This is a genomic window from Mesorhizobium sp. WSM4311 (genome assembly GCF_002295115.1).
GTDB lineage: Bacteria > Pseudomonadota > Alphaproteobacteria > Rhizobiales > Rhizobiaceae > Mesorhizobium.
Genome location: NZ_NSFV01000004.1, coordinates 499,429 through 514,780, shown reverse-complemented (window position 1 = coordinate 514,780; position 15,352 = coordinate 499,429). Strand labels below are relative to the sequence as shown.

General features: G+C 63.1%; 15 protein-coding genes and 1 riboswitch. Of the genes, 5 read left to right on the top strand and 10 right to left on the bottom strand.

Going from position 1 to position 15,352, the window contains the following annotated elements; all coding sequences use genetic code 11:
• Positions 1 to 28: 28 nt before the first annotated feature.
• The gene (locus tag CK226_RS13245) at positions 29 to 1,123 is read right to left on the bottom strand and encodes a hybrid-cluster NAD(P)-dependent oxidoreductase (protein WP_095771921.1); all 1,095 of its coding nucleotides are present in this window, start codon (positions 1,121 to 1,123) and stop codon (positions 29 to 31) included.
• Between the two features lie 20 nt (positions 1,124 to 1,143).
• The gene (locus CK226_RS13240) at positions 1,144 to 2,391 is read right to left on the bottom strand and encodes an aromatic ring-hydroxylating dioxygenase subunit alpha (RefSeq protein ID WP_095792075.1); all 1,248 of its coding nucleotides are present in this window, start codon (positions 2,389 to 2,391) and stop codon (positions 1,144 to 1,146) included.
• Positions 2,392 to 2,504: 113 nt separating this feature from the next.
• A riboswitch (cobalamin riboswitch) is annotated at positions 2,505 to 2,706 on the bottom strand.
• A 494-nt stretch (positions 2,707 to 3,200) separates the two neighbouring features.
• On the opposite strand from CK226_RS13240, the gene CK226_RS13235 reads away from it, so the two are divergent.
• The 3 genes from CK226_RS13235 to CK226_RS13225 all read left to right on the top strand — a co-directional run bounded on the left by CK226_RS13235 (position 3,201) and on the right by CK226_RS13225 (position 3,993).
• Positions 3,201 to 3,398, top strand: coding sequence for a DUF680 domain-containing protein (locus CK226_RS13235; protein ID WP_095771547.1), 198 nt, complete (start codon positions 3,201 to 3,203; stop codon positions 3,396 to 3,398).
• Between the two features lie 72 nt (positions 3,399 to 3,470).
• Positions 3,471 to 3,674 carry a DUF680 domain-containing protein gene (locus CK226_RS13230; RefSeq protein WP_095792074.1) on the top strand — a complete coding sequence of 68 codons (204 nt, stop codon included), beginning with the start codon at positions 3,471 to 3,473 and terminating at the stop codon, positions 3,672 to 3,674.
• A 67-nt stretch (positions 3,675 to 3,741) separates the two neighbouring features.
• Positions 3,742 to 3,993 carry a DUF680 domain-containing protein gene (locus tag CK226_RS13225; protein WP_095771549.1) on the top strand — a complete coding sequence of 84 codons (252 nt, stop codon included), beginning with the start codon at positions 3,742 to 3,744 and terminating at the stop codon, positions 3,991 to 3,993.
• A gap of 84 nt (positions 3,994 to 4,077) precedes the next feature.
• Here CK226_RS13225 and ugpC read toward each other — a convergent pair whose 3' ends face one another.
• The 5 genes from ugpC to CK226_RS13200 all read right to left on the bottom strand — a co-directional run bounded on the left by ugpC (position 4,078) and on the right by CK226_RS13200 (position 10,593).
• Positions 4,078 to 5,190 carry a sn-glycerol-3-phosphate ABC transporter ATP-binding protein UgpC gene (gene ugpC, locus CK226_RS13220; RefSeq protein WP_095789419.1) on the bottom strand — a complete coding sequence of 371 codons (1,113 nt, stop codon included), beginning with the start codon at positions 5,188 to 5,190 and terminating at the stop codon, positions 4,078 to 4,080.
• 31 nt (positions 5,191 to 5,221) lie between these two features.
• Entirely contained in the window at positions 5,222 to 6,886 is a 1,665-nt protein-coding gene (locus tag CK226_RS13215; protein WP_095792073.1) for an alpha-glucosidase family protein, read from the bottom strand.
• A gap of 4 nt (positions 6,887 to 6,890) precedes the next feature.
• Positions 6,891 to 8,045 carry a carbohydrate ABC transporter permease gene (locus tag CK226_RS13210; protein WP_095771552.1) on the bottom strand — a complete coding sequence of 385 codons (1,155 nt, stop codon included), beginning with the start codon at positions 8,043 to 8,045 and terminating at the stop codon, positions 6,891 to 6,893.
• Between the two features lies 1 nt (position 8,046).
• Positions 8,047 to 9,060: a sugar ABC transporter permease gene (locus tag CK226_RS13205; protein WP_095771553.1), complete on the bottom strand. Its 1,014-nt coding sequence runs from the start codon at positions 9,058 to 9,060 to the stop codon at positions 8,047 to 8,049.
• A gap of 177 nt (positions 9,061 to 9,237) precedes the next feature.
• The gene (locus tag CK226_RS13200; protein ID WP_095771554.1) at positions 9,238 to 10,593 is read right to left on the bottom strand and encodes an ABC transporter substrate-binding protein; all 1,356 of its coding nucleotides are present in this window, start codon (positions 10,591 to 10,593) and stop codon (positions 9,238 to 9,240) included.
• Positions 10,594 to 10,954: 361 nt separating this feature from the next.
• Here CK226_RS13200 and CK226_RS13195 point away from each other — a divergent pair, with 361 nt between their 5' ends.
• Both CK226_RS13195 and CK226_RS13190 read left to right on the top strand, forming a co-directional pair.
• Entirely contained in the window at positions 10,955 to 11,977 is a 1,023-nt protein-coding gene (locus CK226_RS13195; protein WP_038653696.1) for a substrate-binding domain-containing protein, read from the top strand.
• A gap of 106 nt (positions 11,978 to 12,083) precedes the next feature.
• Positions 12,084 to 12,458, top strand: coding sequence for an avidin/streptavidin family protein (locus CK226_RS13190; protein ID WP_095771555.1), 375 nt, complete (start codon positions 12,084 to 12,086; stop codon positions 12,456 to 12,458).
• A gap of 43 nt (positions 12,459 to 12,501) precedes the next feature.
• Here the strand turns inward: CK226_RS13190 and CK226_RS13185 are convergent, their stop codons facing one another.
• From CK226_RS13185 to CK226_RS13175, 3 genes are read right to left on the bottom strand one after another with little or no spacing between them, the layout of a single operon-like run.
• The gene (locus CK226_RS13185; RefSeq protein WP_095792072.1) at positions 12,502 to 13,947 is read right to left on the bottom strand and encodes a S8 family serine peptidase; all 1,446 of its coding nucleotides are present in this window, start codon (positions 13,945 to 13,947) and stop codon (positions 12,502 to 12,504) included.
• Positions 13,937 to 14,605 (bottom strand): anti-sigma factor, encoded by a 669-nt coding sequence (locus CK226_RS13180; protein ID WP_095792182.1) that lies wholly within the window; start codon positions 14,603 to 14,605, stop codon positions 13,937 to 13,939. The genes CK226_RS13185 and CK226_RS13180 overlap by 11 nt, the downstream gene beginning before the upstream one ends.
• A complete protein-coding gene (locus CK226_RS13175) occupies positions 14,602 to 15,168 on the bottom strand; it encodes a sigma-70 family RNA polymerase sigma factor (protein WP_095792181.1) in 567 nt (188 codons plus the stop codon). The genes CK226_RS13180 and CK226_RS13175 overlap by 4 nt, the downstream gene beginning before the upstream one ends.
• Positions 15,169 to 15,352: the final 184 nt, after the last annotated feature.

Genomic DNA, 15,352 nt, shown 5'->3' with positions numbered 1-15,352 from the left:
GCTGCCGCGCCGGGGCCGCCCGACGCTGTCACGCCTCTATTTCGAGAGCCGAAAGCGGCTTCGAGCAGCAAGCGAGGATGAAGCCGTCATCTATCTCGTGATCGAGGATGCCGCCATTGTGGCTCATCTCGACGGCGCCGGAGACTTTCTTCACCTTGCAGGTTCCGCACAGGCCGAATTCGCAGGCCGCGGGGATCCGCACACCCGAGGAACGCGCCGTCTGCAGCACGGTCTGGCCGGCGATGCACTCGGCATCGACATCCGAAAGCGCGAAGCGGATCGGTGTTGCCTCGATAGGAACGGCAACGTCTTCCCCAGGCGATGCGAACGGCGCCGGGACTTCCTCAACCGCGGGGGCGGCAAAGCTCTCCTGGTGGTATTTCGTCATGTCGAAGCCGGCGGCTTCAAGCATGCCGCGCACGGCGCGCATGAAAGGATCCGGACCGCAGCAGAAGATCTCGCGTTCGCGGAAATCGGGCGCCAGCAGCGGCAGCCGGATCGCGTCGATGCGGCCCATATGGCCATACCAGCCCTCGCGGCTCGACCGCTCCTCGATCATGAAGCCGAGCGACAGGCCCGGCATATGGCCGCCGAGCAGTTCGAGTTCCTTGCGGAAGATGATCTCTTCGGCGCGCCGCGCGCAGTTGACGAAGCCGACATCGGTCCATGGCGCGCAATCGTTCAGCCAGCGCAGCATCGACATCATCGGCGTCACGCCGGAACCGGCCGAGATGAACAGATATTTGGCCGCCGGGTGGCTGTGCAGCGAAAAGTCGCCGCTCGGCCCATAAGCCTTGACGTGCGAACCGGGCACCAGGTGTTCGAACATCCAGCGTGTGCCGATGCTGCCGGCCTGCGCCTTCACCGTCACCGCGATCGAGAACGGCCGTGACGGCGACGACGACAGCGTATAGGTGCGCATCAGCGGTCCGTCCGACGTCGGCAGTTCCAGCGTCACGAACTGGCCCGGCTTGTAGCGGAACCAGGTCTGGTTGTCGGAGCGGAAGGTGAAGGTCTTGACGTCAGGCGCCTCGTCGCTGACGCCGATCACTTCCAGCACCTGCAGCCTGTCGTTCCAGGGCGCCATCTGATCGAGATGGCGATAGAGGCCAAGATCCGTCATCGCGTTCATCCCCAGACCTCTCAGGCGACACTGCGCAAAGCCGGCCGGCCGTCTTCGGCAAGCCGTGGGCCGATGAAGGACGCGTACCATTCGACAAACTGGATCACGCCGCCCTCGTGCAGCTCCGAATAGGGGCCGGGCTCATAGGCCGGCGACAGAATGCCGAAGGCGTTTTCCTCGACGATGCGGCGATCCTGGTCGTTGGTCTCGGTCCAGACATGGGTGAGTTCGGCAAGATCGTAGTCGACGCCCTCGACTGCGTCCTTGTGCACCAGCCATTTGGTCGTCACCGCGGTTTCCGTGGCGCTGATCGGCAGCACGCGGAAGGTGACGGCATGGTCGCCGAGGATGTGGTTCCACGTCGTCGGATAGTGATAGAGCAGCAAGGAGCCGATGCGGTCGGCCGAGACGCTGTCGGACAGGTTCTTCTTCACCGCCCGCTTGCCCGTCATCGTGTAGCTGACCGCATCGCGCAGCAGCGGCGCGCGGGTGGCGCGGTATTGCCCGGCCGGATCGATGCGGAACTTGCTAGGCAGCCCGGCCGCCTCGCATTTGGCCCAGTGTGCCAGCATTTCCGGATCGCTGTCGGCGCCTTGCACACCGGTCACCGTCGGGGCTTCCGGGAAGGTCTTGCACAGTTCCGGGTGATTGCCGGCGCAATGATAGCACTCGCGGTTGTTTTCCCAGACGAGCTTCCAGTTGCCCTTCTCGACGATCGTGCTCTCGAAGGCGATCTTTGCTTCGCTGAGCCGGTGCGGCTTGAGATAGGGTTCGATCATCGCCCGCATCGGCGCGAAGTCGGCGGGTTCCTTGGCCAGGCAGATGAAGATATAGCCGGCCACGCTTTCGCAGGCGACCGGCTTCAGGCCGAACTGGCTTTTGTCGAAGCCGTCTGCCATCTGGCGGGCAAACAGCAGCCTTCCGTCCAACTCATAGGTCCATTGGTGATAGGGGCAGACCAGCTTGGCGGCCATGCCCTTGTCGGTGTTGCAGACGCGGCTGCCGCGGTGGCGGCAGGAATTGTGGAAGGCGTTGATCTTGCCCTGCTGATCGCGCACCAGCACGACAGGGTAGTCGCCGATCTGTACGGTGATGAAGCTGCCGGGCTTGGGCAGTTCGCAATCATGGCCGACGAACAGCCAGTCGCGATACCAGATCAGCTCCATGTCGAGCTTGAAGAAATCGGGATCGGTATAGAAGGGCTGCTCGAGCGAGAAGCCCTCTCTGCGGCCATTCAACAGCCTCAGCATATCGTTGCGCGCATCCATGTCCTGTCCTCATACTTCAAGGACTGAACTGGTGGTGATTGAGGAAGGATGAGACGCAGCTCGGCGAAAGCCGGGCACGCGCGATCCGCCTCTTGACCGCCCACCGCGATCAGTCGAGTTCAAAAATCTCGGGCTGGTTTCCGGGCTCTGGAGTGTCCTTGCGGACGGTCGCGACACCTTCCCAGGCTTTTGCCCAGTGGTCTCCCGTTGCGACTTGAACTCCACCACCGTTGCGGGGGCAGCGCCGGATTTTGACCGGCTTCCCAATTCTCCGCCCCGTCGTCACGAAGCGGCACCTGAGATGACATGATCTAATCACGACAGCGTTTGCGACATCGGCATGAAAGCGACATCGTATCCATGCGGCGCGACACGCATGCGCAACGATTAGGTCACGGGCAGCGGTCACGAAAATCGCCTCCGCCGATAGCTGTGCCGGCTGTCAAAATCGACCCGGAACTGGGGCAAAAGAGGTTAACGGTTTCGAAAAGTGACTATTAGCAGACTCTAAAATCGAACCGAACGGTTCGTTTCTGTTGACGGTGCGTGCAGGACGGTGTGAACGATGGCCCTCCGATACAGTCTGTGACCTTGCGGCTGGCGTTTACTAAGTGGTTGATATCAACAAGAAAAATGCATGGCTCGGAAGCCCTGGCACAATTTCAAGTGGTGGATTCTTGGTCCACACGGAACAACTTCGTGATTGGAAACGGCGAACTGGCTTTCCCACATCGGGCCTGTCCGAACGACGCGATTTCAATCCCAAGACACGCCGCTAGACGGACGGAAAAAATACTGGAGTACCAAAAATGAAAAAGATTGTTCTCACTGCCGCCGCCCTTCTGGCTATTTCCGGCAGCGCCTTTGCTGGTAGCGACCACTATGGTTCGAATGCCGCCGCAGCCACGGCTGTCGACAGCTCGTACACCGCTTCGACCAACAAGTCGGAGCCGGCTGCTCAGACGCCTGCCCAGGGCGCCGATCGCAACCTCTTCGGCAACAACTAACAACAGATCCCGGCCGACAGCGGGCTTTTCGCCCGCCGCTCTGGCCGACCTTGAGAAATTCAGGAGACTAACATGAGCAAGATCATCCTTGCTGCCGCCGCCGTTCTGGCCATTTCCGGCAGCGCCTTCGCTGGCAGCGACAACTACGGTTCCAACGGTGCCGACCAGTCGGCCGCTGCGGCCGACCATTCCTACACGGCTTCGGTCGACAAGTCGGCTCCGGCCACCCAGCTGCCTGCTCAGCAGGGCGCTGACCGCAACCTCTTCGGCAAGTAATGCCGGTTTACGGGAATGGCGGCGATGCCGGCCATTCCCGTGAAATCCAGAAATTCAGGAGACTAACATGAACAAGATCATCCTTGCTGCCGCCGCCGTTCTGGCCATCTCCGGCAGCGCTTTCGCGGGCAGCGACAATTTTGGTTCCAATGGCGCCAACCAGCCCGCCGTGACTTCGCCCGCCGCAACTTCGATTGACAACTCGCGTACGGCTTCGATCCGCGAGAGCGGCTCGCCTGTCTACAAGCTGCTCAATTCGTCGGGCGACGCGCAGAAGTCCGCTCCTCAGGGCAGCGACCGCAACCTCTTCGGCCGTTAACAGCCGTAGCTGATTTCCAAAAAAGAGCGGCGGGCCTGGCTCGCCGCTCTTTTTTGTTGCCTTGACCCAGCAGGACCGGCGGCCTCAAGCCGCTTTTGCTTCCGGCTTTTGCAGCGCGAAGGAATGTCCGTCCGCATCGAAGATATGCAGGTCCTCGGCATTGGCGCTCAGCCGCAATGTCGAACCGCGCTTGACCTCGACATTGCCCGGCAGTTTGGTCACCAGCGGCAGGTCGGCGCGGCCGATATCGACATAGACCAGCTGGACCTCGCCGAGCTGCTCGACATAGTCGACCGTTCCCTCGAACAGATAGTCCGCGCCGCTGGCGATCATCAGGTCTTCCGGCCGCACGCCGAAACTGACCGCCGCGCCCTTGGCCGAGGCCGGCGTGGTGATCGGCACCGCCGCCTTGCGGCCGCCGACATGGCTGACGACGGTCGGGTTGCCGGTCTTGTCGATGGTTGCCGGCAGGATGTTCATGGCCGGTGAGCCGATGAACTGGGCGACGAACAGATTGCCGGGTTTCTTGTAAAGGTCCATCGGCGTGCCGACCTGTTCGACATGGCCGTCCTTCAGCACCACGATGCGGTCGGCCAGCGTCATCGCCTCGACCTGGTCGTGGGTGACATAGATCATCGTCGTGTTGGGCATCGATTCCTTGAGCTTGGCGATCTCGATGCGCGTGGCGACGCGTAGCGCGGCGTCAAGGTTCGACAGCGGCTCGTCGAACAGGAACACTTTCGGATTGCGCACGATGGCGCGGCCGATGGCGACACGCTGGCGCTGGCCGCCCGACATCGCCTTGGGCAGCCGGTCGAGATACTTGGTCAATTGCAGGATTTCCGCCGCCTGGCGCACGCGGCGGTCGATCTCGGCCTTGTTCTCCTTGCCGATCTTCATCGAGAACGCCATGTTGTCGTAGACCGTCATATGCGGATAGAGCGCGTAGGACTGGAACACCATGGCGATGCCGCGCTTGGACGGCGGCACGTCGTTGACAACGTCGCCATCGATCTTGAGTTCGCCCGACGTGATTTCCTCGAGCCCGGCGATCGAGCGCAGCAAGGTCGACTTGCCGCAGCCCGATGGACCGACGAAGACGATGAACTCGCCCGATTTGATATCGAGGTCGATGCCGTGGAGAATGTTGAGATTGCCGTAGGACTTCTTCACTTGTCTCAGATTGACATCGGCCATTGGTGTCCTCCCAGTGATTTCCTCAAAGATTTCAGTCTATGCGCCCGAACCAGGCGCCGTAGCCGCCAAGCTCGATCGAACCGGTGCTCGCCTGCCCGGAAAACCCGTGTCCCGGCAAAGGTTGCAGTGATCGGCTGCCAAGGTCAACCTTGGCCGGCTTGGCGCCCAGGTTGAAGACGCAGACAACCTGCTCGTTGCCGGCGCGGCGCGTGAAGGCGACGGTGTCGCCCTCGCTTTCGATGAAGGTGATGTCGCCCTTGGCCAGAGCCGGATGGGCGCGGCGGAAGGTCAGGAAGCGCCGATAGTGCTCGAGCAGCGAAGCCTGGTCGCCTTGCTGGACATTGACCGCCTGCGCCAGATGCTTGGCCGGCACCGGCAGCCAGGGCTTGGCCTGGGAAAAGCCGCCATTCCTGGCGCCGCCATCCCACACCATGGGCGTACGGCAGCCGTCGCGGCCCTTGAACTCCGGCCAGAAGCGGATGCCATAGGGGTCCTGCAGGTCCTCGAAGCGCAGTTCGGCCTCGCCCAGCCCGAGTTCCTCGCCCTGGTAGATGCAGACCGAGCCGCGCAGCGACATCAGCAACGCCGAGATGACCTTGAGATAGGCGACAGGGTCGGGTTCGCCGGCGGCCCAGCGCGAGGCCGGGCGCATCACGTCATGGTTGGAAAACGCCCAGCACGACCAGCCGTCGCTGGCGACCTTGCCAAAGGCTTCCAGCACCGAGCGCACCTTGGCGGCGCTGATCTTTTCCGGCGCCAGGAAGTCGAAGGAATAGCACATGTGCACGCGCTTGCCGCCGGCCGTGTAGGCGGCCACGACTTCCAGCCCGCGCTGCGAATCGCCGACCTCGCCGACGGCGGCGGTTGCCGGATATTCGTCGAGCAAAGCGCGGAAGCGTTCGAGGAAGCCGAGATTTTCCGGGCGGCTCTTGTCGTAGAGATGGTCCTGGTAGTTGTAGGGATTGACCGCCGGCGCGGTCTGGTCGTTGCGTTCTTCCGGCGGCAGCGGCGGATTGTTTTCCAGGCCCTGACTGTGGAAGTAGAAATTGATCGTGTCGAGGCGAAAGCCGTCGACGCCGCGTTCCAGCCAAAAGCGGGTGACGTCGAGCAGCGCATCCTGGACTTCGCGGTTGTGGAAATTGAGGTCGGGCTGCTCGGCCAGGAAATTGTGCAGGTAATATTGCTGGCGGCTGGTGTCCCACTGCCAGGCCGACCCCCCGAAGATCGACAGCCAGTTGTTGGGCGGCGTCCCGTCGGGCCTGGCGTCCGCCCAGACATACCAGTCGGCCTTGGAATTGCTACGGCTCGACCGGCTTTCCTTGAACCAGGGATGGATGTCGGCCGTATGCGACAGCACTTCGTCGATCATCACCTTGAGACCCAGCCGGTGCGCCTCCGCCGTCAGCGCGTCGAAATCGGCCAGCGTGCCGAACATCGGGTCGACGTCGCAATAGTCCGAGACGTCATAGCCGAAATCCTTCATCGGCGATTTGAAGAAGGGCGAGATCCAGATGGCGTCCGCGCCGAGCGCGGCGATGTAGGGCAGCCGTCCGATGATGCCCTTGAGGTCGCCGATGCCGTCGCCGTTCGAATCCTGGTAGCTGCGCGGATAGATCTGGTAGATCACCGCGCCTCGCCACCAGTCGCGATCGATGGCGAGGTCGGGGTTCGAACTGGCTTTCAAAGCGGATTGCATGGTTTCAGCCTCCTTTCACCGAGCCGGCGAGCAGCCCGCGGACGAAATAGCGCTGCAGTGAGAAAAAGACGATTAGCGGCACGATGATGGTGATGAAGGCCGATGTCGTCAGGATCTCCCAGTTGCCGCCGCGAGAGCCGAGCAGCGCGTTGAGCTTGGCCGTCAACACGATCTGGTCGGGTGCCGTACCAAGGAAAACCATCGCCACCAGGAGATCGTTCCATACCCACAGGAATTGGAAGATGGCGAAGGAGGCCAGCACCGGGAAGGACAGCGGCAGCACGATCTTGACGAAGATCTCGAAATCGCTGGCGCCGTCGATGCGGGCCGATTCCATGATCTCGCGCGGCAGGCCGGCGATATAGCTCCTCAGCAGGTAGATGGCGAAAGGCAGGCCGAAGCCGGTATGCGCCAGCCAGATGCCGAGATAAGTCTTCGACGGCACGCCGAAGAAAGTACCGACGCCGTTATAGAGCTTGAGCAGCGGGATCAGCGACATCTGCAGCGGCACCACCAGCAGGCCGATGATGACCGCGATCAGCAGCGCACGGCCGGGAAACCGCATCCAGGCCAGCGCATAGGCGGCAAAGGCGGCGATCAGGATCGGGATGACCGTCGCCGGTATGGTGACGGTCAGCGAATTCATGAACGAGCGGCCGATGCCTTCCGAGAACAGCACCGTCTGGTAGTTGTCTGGGGTGAATTTCGGCGGCGCCGACGAAGCATAGTAGAGACGCTGGCCGCGGTCGCCTTCGAACGCCTTGGGCGAGGTCATGACGAAGCTGCCGTCGGCATTGACCTGCAGGGTGACGCCTTCACCCAGGTCGGCCGATGAGCCGGCCGGATATTGCGTCGGAGCGGCCGCCTTGACGCCGAAGGCGCTGATGTTGCGCTTGGCGCCATCGCCGAAAATGTTGCCCTCGAGAACGTACTTGCCGTCCTTCTGGGTCTGCGCCGTGGCGGGCGGCAGCCGCCCGGCCTCGGTCTGGCTGGAGCTGGCGAATGAATTCCACCAGCCCGAGGCGACTATCTGGTCCTTGTCGCGCAGCGACGAGACCAGGATGCCGAGTGTCGGAATGGTCCAGATGGCAACGAAGACCAGCACCGCTATGTGGACGCCGAAACGGCTGGCGAAGGATTTTCCGGTCGCGACGGCCATCTCAATGTCCTCCCGTCTCTTTGTTCGCCTGGCGGATGTTCCAGACCATGATCGGGATGACCGCTATCATGATGATGATGGCGATCGTTGCGCCGCGGCCGAAATCGCCGCCGCCTCGGAACATCCAATCGAACATCAGATTGGCCAGCACCTGGCTGTTCCACTGGCCGTTGGTCATGGTCAGCACGATGTCGAAAACTTTGAGCACCAGGATGGTGATGGTGGTCCAGACAACGGCGATGGTGCCCCAGATCTGCGGCACCATGATCTTCCAGAAGATCTGGAACGGGTTGGCGCCGTCGATGACCGCGGCCTCCAGCGTCTCTTCCGGAATGCCGCGCAACGCCGAGGACAGGATGACCATGGCAAAGCCGGTCTGGATCCAGATCAGGATGATCATCAGGAAGAAATTGTTCCAGAACGGCAGCGATATCCACACCTGCGGCTGGCCGCCGAAATGCTGGATGATGGCGTTGAGCAGGCCGATCTGCACCTGGCCCTCGCCGCGATATTCGTAAATGAACTTCCAGATCACGCTGGCGCCGACAAAGGAGATGGCCAGCGGCAGGAAGATCAGGCTCTTGGCGATCGTGCCCCACCAGATCTTGTCGGTGAGCACGGCGATGATCAGGCCGAGGAAGGTGCAGGCCGCCGGCACCACGGCCAGCCACAGCAGGTTGTTCAGGATCGAGCGCCGGAGGTCTGGATCGCGCAAAGCCCACTCATAGTTGGCGAGCCCGACGAAACTGCTGCCGCCGCGGTCGAGGAAGGAGAGCCATAGCGTCGCGATCACCGGGTAGATCAGGTAGATGGTGAGAATGATCAGCGCCGGGCCGACGAACAGCCATGGCCGCACAAGGCCCTGCCGGCGCAGATTGTTGACGGCAGCCGTGCCGGTGACCCCGCGCGAAGGGAAGGTCAGGTCCAGCAGTTTGTTGGCGCCCCAGAAGTAGGCGACACAGCCGCCGACGCCGATGATGATGACGAAAATGGCCGAGAAAATCTGAGCCGCCATGGGTCCCTCTCCCTGCGCATGACCAGCCAGGCAAGCTGGCGGTCGGATGCACCGACTTTGTGAGTCATTCGGAACAATCGAAACGCGAAGGCTTCCGGCGTATGCCGCCGGTCGGACCCGGGCCGTGGCCCGGATCCTGCAGGAGGATCAGTAAGGTTCCAGCTTGCCTGTTGCGATCTACTTGATTGCGTCCCAGCTCTTCTGGATGTCGGCGGCCACGTCCTGGGCGGACTTGCCGCCGACCAGATCGATCATGCCGGTCCAGAATGAGCCGGCACCGATCTTGCCGGGCATCAGGTCGGAGCCGTCGAAGCGGACTGTCGTCGCTCCGACCAGGATCTCGCCCTGCTTCTTCAGCGCATCGCTGCCATAGGCATCCTTGTTGGCGCTCTTGAAGGGGGTGACGAAGCTCTTCTGTGCCATCCACAATTCATGCGCGAGCGGCATTTCGAGGAACTTGATGAACTCGCGCGATGCCTTGGAATCCTTGGTGATCATCACCAGCGTTCCGGCGACCTCCAGCGGCGTTCCGAGTTCCGGCTTGGAGGCGTAGGGCGGGTAGGGGAAGAAGTCTGCGTCCTGGCCGAGCTTCACGCCCTCCGGGAAGAAGGACGGGATGAACGATGCCTGATGGTGCATGTAGCACTTCGGCGGCACGGTGAAGAGCCCCTTCGGGCTGTCGCGGAAATCGGTCGCCGCCACTGCCTTGGCGCCGCCATCCACCATCTTGTCGTCCGTGGCGATCTTGCCGAAGATGTCGATGGCGCTGACCACCGCCGGGTCGGTGAACGGGATCTCGTTCTTGACCCACTTGTCGTAGACTTCCGGCGGCTGCGTCCTGAGCATGATGTCCTCGACCCAGTCGGTCGCCGGCCATCCTGTCGCACCGCCGGAACCAAGCCCGATGCACCAGGGCTTGCCGCCATCGGCGATGATCTTCTTTTCGAGCTCGGCCAGTTCCTCTTGCGTCTTCGGCACCTTGTAGCCGGCTTCCTCGAAATTGTCGGGCGAGTACCAGACCAGCCCTTTCACGTCGATCTTGTAGGGAAAGGCATAGAAGGCCGACTTGCCGTCCTTGCCGGTATAGGTGCCGAGTTTGGCCCAGGAGTCGCCGGCGGCGTAGTTTTCCTTGATCCAGGCGGCGACGTCGTCGCCCAGCGGGGTCAGCACGCCCTTGGAAGCGAGGTCCTGGATCAGGCCCGGCTGCGGCAGGACGGCGATGTTCGGCGGGCTGCCGGCCTGGGTATCGATGACGATCTGCTGCTCGTAGTTTTCGGACGAGGAGTATTTCACCTCCGCGCCGGTCGCCTCGGAGAAATAGTCGAGCACCGAACGGACAAGCGTCTCGTCCTCGCCGCGCCACGGCCCGAAGATGGTCAGCGTCTCGCCCTTGAGGTCGACCTTCTTGAGGTCTTCAAAGTTTGCCCAGTTGAAGCGCTTGTCCTCGCCTGGCTTGAACTTCAGTTCGGCATGCGCGGGCGTATTCAGGGCGAGCGCACCAAACGCAACACCCAGCAAAAGCATTTTCTTCATCGGTATTCCTCCCAGTGGGTCACACACACCGGACGGAACCTCCATTCCGCCCGCCGACGCCGCAGGACTGTGACTCAGTCGCAAGGGAACCGCAACCTTTCGAAGAGCCTTCCAAAGCGCTTTGGCTTTTTGGATCACGCCATTGAATCATCTGAAAGTCAAGAGGCTCGGTAGCTAATCGATTTAATTTTGCAGATTATGCCGCCGAAAAGTGCACCGCAGCATGCTTTTTTGGCAGCGCAACAGCAATTTTCGTTTCAAACTGACTCCAACCCCGACTATGGTCATCTCGATACCGTCGCGCCTTTGTGGCGATTGGGTCGATTCAATTTAAAAGCGCTTTGAGGGAATGGAGGCCGTTGTGAACCTCAAGCAGCTCGCGCATATGCTGGCGCTTTCGCAGACCACGGTAAGCCGGGCACTGAATGGCTATCCGGAGGTCAACGAGGAGACGCGCAGGCGCGTCATGGACGCCGCCAAGCGCCATGGTTATCGCCCCAATCCGAGCGCGCGGCGGCTGGCGACCGGCAAATCCGGCATGATCGGCTATGTCCTGCCGACGGGTGCGGCCGTCGACATCGATCCGCATTTTGTCGAGTTTCTGTCCGGCCTCGGCGACTATGCCCGCTCGCACGAGCTCGACCTCGTGCTGTCCCCGGCCGACGCCGACGACCAGGAGACGACCTATCGGCGCATCGTCGCCAACCGGCAGGTCGATGCCGTCTATATCTCTTCGCCGCGGCCGCAGGACAGTCGGGTGGCGCTGGTCAGCACGCTCGGCATTCCCTTCCTCGTCCATGGCCGCAGCGAGGGCTTCGATTTCGACTATCCCTATCTCGACATCGATAATGAGGGCGCCTTCCACGAAGCGGCGCGGCTGCTGGTCCAGCTCGGCCACCGGCGGCTTGCGCTGATCAATGGCGACGACCGCGAGACCTTCGCCATCCATCGCGAGCGCGGCGTGCGCCGCGCGCTCGCGGCAAGCGGGCTAAGCCTGGGCGAACGCCATGTCTGCTCCGTGGTCATGACCGAAGAGAACGGTTATCGCGCCACCAGGCGCCTGCTCGAGGAGGGCGACGCGCCGACGGCGATCGCCTGCTCCAGCCTGATCATGGCGCTGGGCGTCGTTCGCGCGGTGCGCGACCTCGGCCTCACCATTCCCGGCGATGTCTCGCTGATCGCTCATGACGACGTCTTCCCCTGGTTGAAGCCGGAGAATTTTTCTGTGCCGCTGTCGACGACGCGCTCATCCATCCGCCTTGCCGGCGCCCGCGTCGCCGAGCGGCTGGCGGCGCGGATTTCGGGGCTGGAAGAAGGCGCCCGCGGCGAAGTCTGGCCGGTCGATCTGGTGGTCAGGGGATCGGTTGCGGGAGCGCCGGCCTAGCGGTCGAAACGCAATCACTCTGAGCGAGGGGGGGCGGCACGGTAATCATGCGGAACGGTAAGCCGCCCCCCAACGTTAGCGCATGACGGGCTGAGAGGAGGCAAATATGGTTTCGTGGAAAGGCACTTGGCGCAATCAATACGGCTCGGTTGTGATTATCGAAGATGATAGTGGTGGCATGATCCGGGGTGTCTTCAGGACAGCGTTGCCGGACAGCAGCTTCTCCGGGATGGTGGTGCCATTCTATGGCGCCGCTCATGGAGATGTGATTGGCTTCACGTCTGCGGCGTCGGGAAAGGCGGGGCCTGCGGCTGTCAGCTACACCGGCATTGTTCGAGATGGCAAGATCGAGATGTTGTGGCACACGGTGGCCGGACAAGTGCTCTCAGCCGAGGCGGAAGGTGAGCCCGCAAAGCTGACCACGGTTGGAGCATGGCGCGCCTTCGGGACGAGCCTGGACACCTTTGAGCGCATTGACTGAGTGATCTCACTGGTTCGCAGCCACGTTAAACTCCAAGCTAACCTTAGTCGCTTGCCGCCCCGGCGGCCTTGATGTCCAACAAGCCGTAGCCGAAATCATTGTCTCTGCCCGTGGGCCCGAGATCCCTGGCCGTTGCCGCCAGCGCTTTCTCGATGTCATCGGCCGAGCGGGCGGGCGAAGCATGGAGGAGATTGGCGATGGCGCCGCTGACGATCGCCGCGGCGAAAGAGGTGCCGGTGACGACATCCGAGCCGGCGCCGCTTGGCGCCACCATTTCGACGCCCGGCGCCGAGATGAAGACATAGGCGCCGCGATTGGCCTGCGGCATCAGTCCGTCCTTGGCGTCGGTCGCGGTCACGGCGATGACGCCGTCGAAGGCGGCCGGATAGCCATAGGGCGCCTTCGGCCCGTTGTTGCCGGCGGCGGCGACCAGCACCATGCCGAGCGCGCGGGCATTGCGGCAGGCGGCGCCGAGCAGGTCGTTCTTCGGCCCGACGAAGCTCATATTGATGATGCTGACATTCTGCTCGGCCGCCCAGTCGAGCGCGGACAGGATGACGTCCATGGTCGACTTGCCGCCTTCGAAGGCGCGGGCGTGGTAAATCCTGGCGCCCGGCGCCATGCCTTCCAGCGCGCCGACGCCGGCGATCAGCCCGTCGATCGAGGTGCCATGGTCGCGCTTTTCGACCGGTACGTCGGGCATGGCGTCGAACTGCGCGGCGATGACACCGGCCAGTGCCGGATTGGTGTCATCGATGCCGGTATCGATGACGGCGACGCGGACGTTTTGACCGCTCGCCTGTTTGGCATCGAGCGCGATACGGTCAAAGGCATAGTTGACGATGCCGGCGGCCTGCTGCAGCGAGTAGATGTGGTTGGGCTCGCGCCGCTGCGTCCGGCCGTCGGCGGCAAGCTGCGCCAGCACGACGCCGACGGGGCGACCATCGGGAATACCGAAGCGTACCAAAGTGGTGCCGAGCAGGCGTGACTGGCGCTGCGAGCGCACCTGGAGGCCGAAGGAGGCGGCGATCTGCTGCACGGCGCCGGCATCGCCGTCGACCGTCACCAGCACCTCGTCGGGCACGAAATCGCCGGCCACGGCGCGCGGTGGCTGGACGGCGACGAGATCGGTCGGCGAGACGATCGGCCCGCCGGCCGGAGGGCCGGCCTGATTGTTGCCGGGCGGCGTGACCGGTTCCGGCGGCGGCGTCGGCACCGGTGCCGGAGGCGCGACCGGATTGGGAAACAGGTCGACGATCAAGGCGGGAAGAAAGACGGCCGCCGCCTGGGCAGGACCCGCACCGCCGGCATTGCCGCTGGCGCTGCCGTCCTTGGCGCAATCTGCGCCGGCCGCGTTGGTGCCGTTTCGGCAGTCGATTTTCGTCTGGTCGCTCTTGGCGGCATTGGTCTGTGCCGACGCAGGCACGGCGGTGATTGTCATCGCCGCCGCCACGATTGCCGCAAATCGAAGGGCCGCCTCAGCCGCCATCAACCGCTTTCCTTCCCTCGATCACAGTGTCGGCGAATGGCTGGGCTGCAATAAGGCCAAGCTGCTTGGCATAGTCGGCTGCGTTGGCGGCGGGAATGCCGATCCGGAACACGCCGTCCGCGGTCGGTCCACCGATGACCTTCAGCCCGTTGCTGCCGAGAAATGCCGAAATGTCCGACATCTTCGCATCCGGTTTGAACTTGACCAGGGCGAACGGCATTTCTGCCAGATCGTCTTGCGCGCCGGCAATCTCGAAATCCTTGCCCTTGCCGCCGGGCTGCACCAGGGACTGCACCGCGATCAGCGCCAGCAGGACCGCGGCCGTCGCCCAGGCGACGCCGACCGGCACAGCCATGAAGCGGCTCCAGGCCTGCGCCAGCCAGGACGAGCCAGCCGGCTTGCGTGCAGGTCCGGCCTCGGCATCGAGCGCCTTGGCGAAGCGGCTGAGCGCATCGGCTGGCGGACGGATTGCTTCATTGGCGGCCGATGTGCCGGAGAATTCGGCCTCGGCCTCGCCAAGGGCTGCCATCGCCGCCGGATCGGTCGCCAGCCACTCCTCTACGGCTTCGAGGTCGGAGCCTTCCAGCGAGCCGTTCAGGTAGAACGGCAGCAGCGTTTCCATTTCGTCGCGACGCGACATTTTTTCAGCGGCGCTCATGGCCACTCCCTGTCGTAACCGGCGGCCTTGAGGGCCTCGCCGAGTTTCTTGCGGGCGTAGAACATCCGGGTCTTGACCGTCGCGACCGGGATGGCGAGCACCTCGCCGATCTCTGTCACCGACTGCCCGTGATAATAGGCAAGATCGATCACCGTGCGGTGTTCTTCGGGCAAGGCGTCGATGAAGCGGCGCAAGGCGGCGGCCTTGTCCTCTTTCATGGTGACGACCTCCGGCGTGTCGGCGCTGTCCGGCACCGCGGCGGCCGCCTCGTCGTCGATCCAGTCTTCCTTCTTCTTGCGCAGCAGCGACAGCGCCTTGAACCGGGCGATGCCCAGCAGCCAGGTCGAGACTTCGGAGCGCCCTTCGAAGCCTGGCGCCTGGCGCCACAGCTCAAGGAACACCTCGTTCGCGATATCGTCAGCCATCATTTCCGATCCCGTCTGGCGCGCCACGAAGCGGTAGACGCGCGCGTGGTGACGCATGAACAGGAGCCGCACGGCGGCACGGTCGCCCTTCGCGACCCGGTCGACAAGCGCGCGATCGGTCTCCGTCGCCGCCGTCATGGCCGGTCGAGCCGCCTGGCTCCTGCCTGCTCTGTCGCCGATCGGTCCAAAAAGGTTCATCCTCCGCCAAGGAATTTGCGGAGGCTAACCGAAGAGCGGGGCGGTTGCCAGTAGGGACGCCTTCCTTCCCCCCTTGTGGGGGAAGGTGGATCGGCGCGCAGCGCCGAGACGGATGAGGGGTGGT

Coding starts and splice junctions, on each gene's coding strand:
- CK226_RS13245 (WP_095771921.1), bottom strand. CDS start 1,123: ATGACGGATCTTGGCCTCTATCGCCATCTCGATCAGATGGCGCCCTGG.
- CK226_RS13240 (WP_095792075.1), bottom strand. CDS start 2,391: ATGGATGCGCGCAACGATATGCTGAGGCTGTTGAATGGCCGCAGAGAG.
- CK226_RS13235 (WP_095771547.1), top strand. CDS start 3,201: ATGAAAAAGATTGTTCTCACTGCCGCCGCCCTTCTGGCTATTTCCGGC.
- CK226_RS13230 (WP_095792074.1), top strand. CDS start 3,471: ATGAGCAAGATCATCCTTGCTGCCGCCGCCGTTCTGGCCATTTCCGGC.
- CK226_RS13225 (WP_095771549.1), top strand. CDS start 3,742: ATGAACAAGATCATCCTTGCTGCCGCCGCCGTTCTGGCCATCTCCGGC.
- ugpC (WP_095789419.1), bottom strand. CDS start 5,190: ATGGCCGATGTCAATCTGAGACAAGTGAAGAAGTCCTACGGCAATCTC.
- CK226_RS13215 (WP_095792073.1), bottom strand. CDS start 6,886: ATGCAATCCGCTTTGAAAGCCAGTTCGAACCCCGACCTCGCCATCGAT.
- CK226_RS13210 (WP_095771552.1), bottom strand. CDS start 8,045: ATGGCCGTCGCGACCGGAAAATCCTTCGCCAGCCGTTTCGGCGTCCAC.
- CK226_RS13205 (WP_095771553.1), bottom strand. CDS start 9,060: ATGGCGGCTCAGATTTTCTCGGCCATTTTCGTCATCATCATCGGCGTC.
- CK226_RS13200 (WP_095771554.1), bottom strand. CDS start 10,593: ATGAAGAAAATGCTTTTGCTGGGTGTTGCGTTTGGTGCGCTCGCCCTG.
- CK226_RS13190 (WP_095771555.1), top strand. CDS start 12,084: ATGGTTTCGTGGAAAGGCACTTGGCGCAATCAATACGGCTCGGTTGTG.
- CK226_RS13185 (WP_095792072.1), bottom strand. CDS start 13,947: ATGGCGGCTGAGGCGGCCCTTCGATTTGCGGCAATCGTGGCGGCGGCG.
- CK226_RS13180 (WP_095792182.1), bottom strand. CDS start 14,605: ATGAGCGCCGCTGAAAAAATGTCGCGTCGCGACGAAATGGAAACGCTG.
- CK226_RS13175 (WP_095792181.1), bottom strand. CDS start 15,168: ATGACGGCGGCGACGGAGACCGATCGCGCGCTTGTCGACCGGGTCGCG.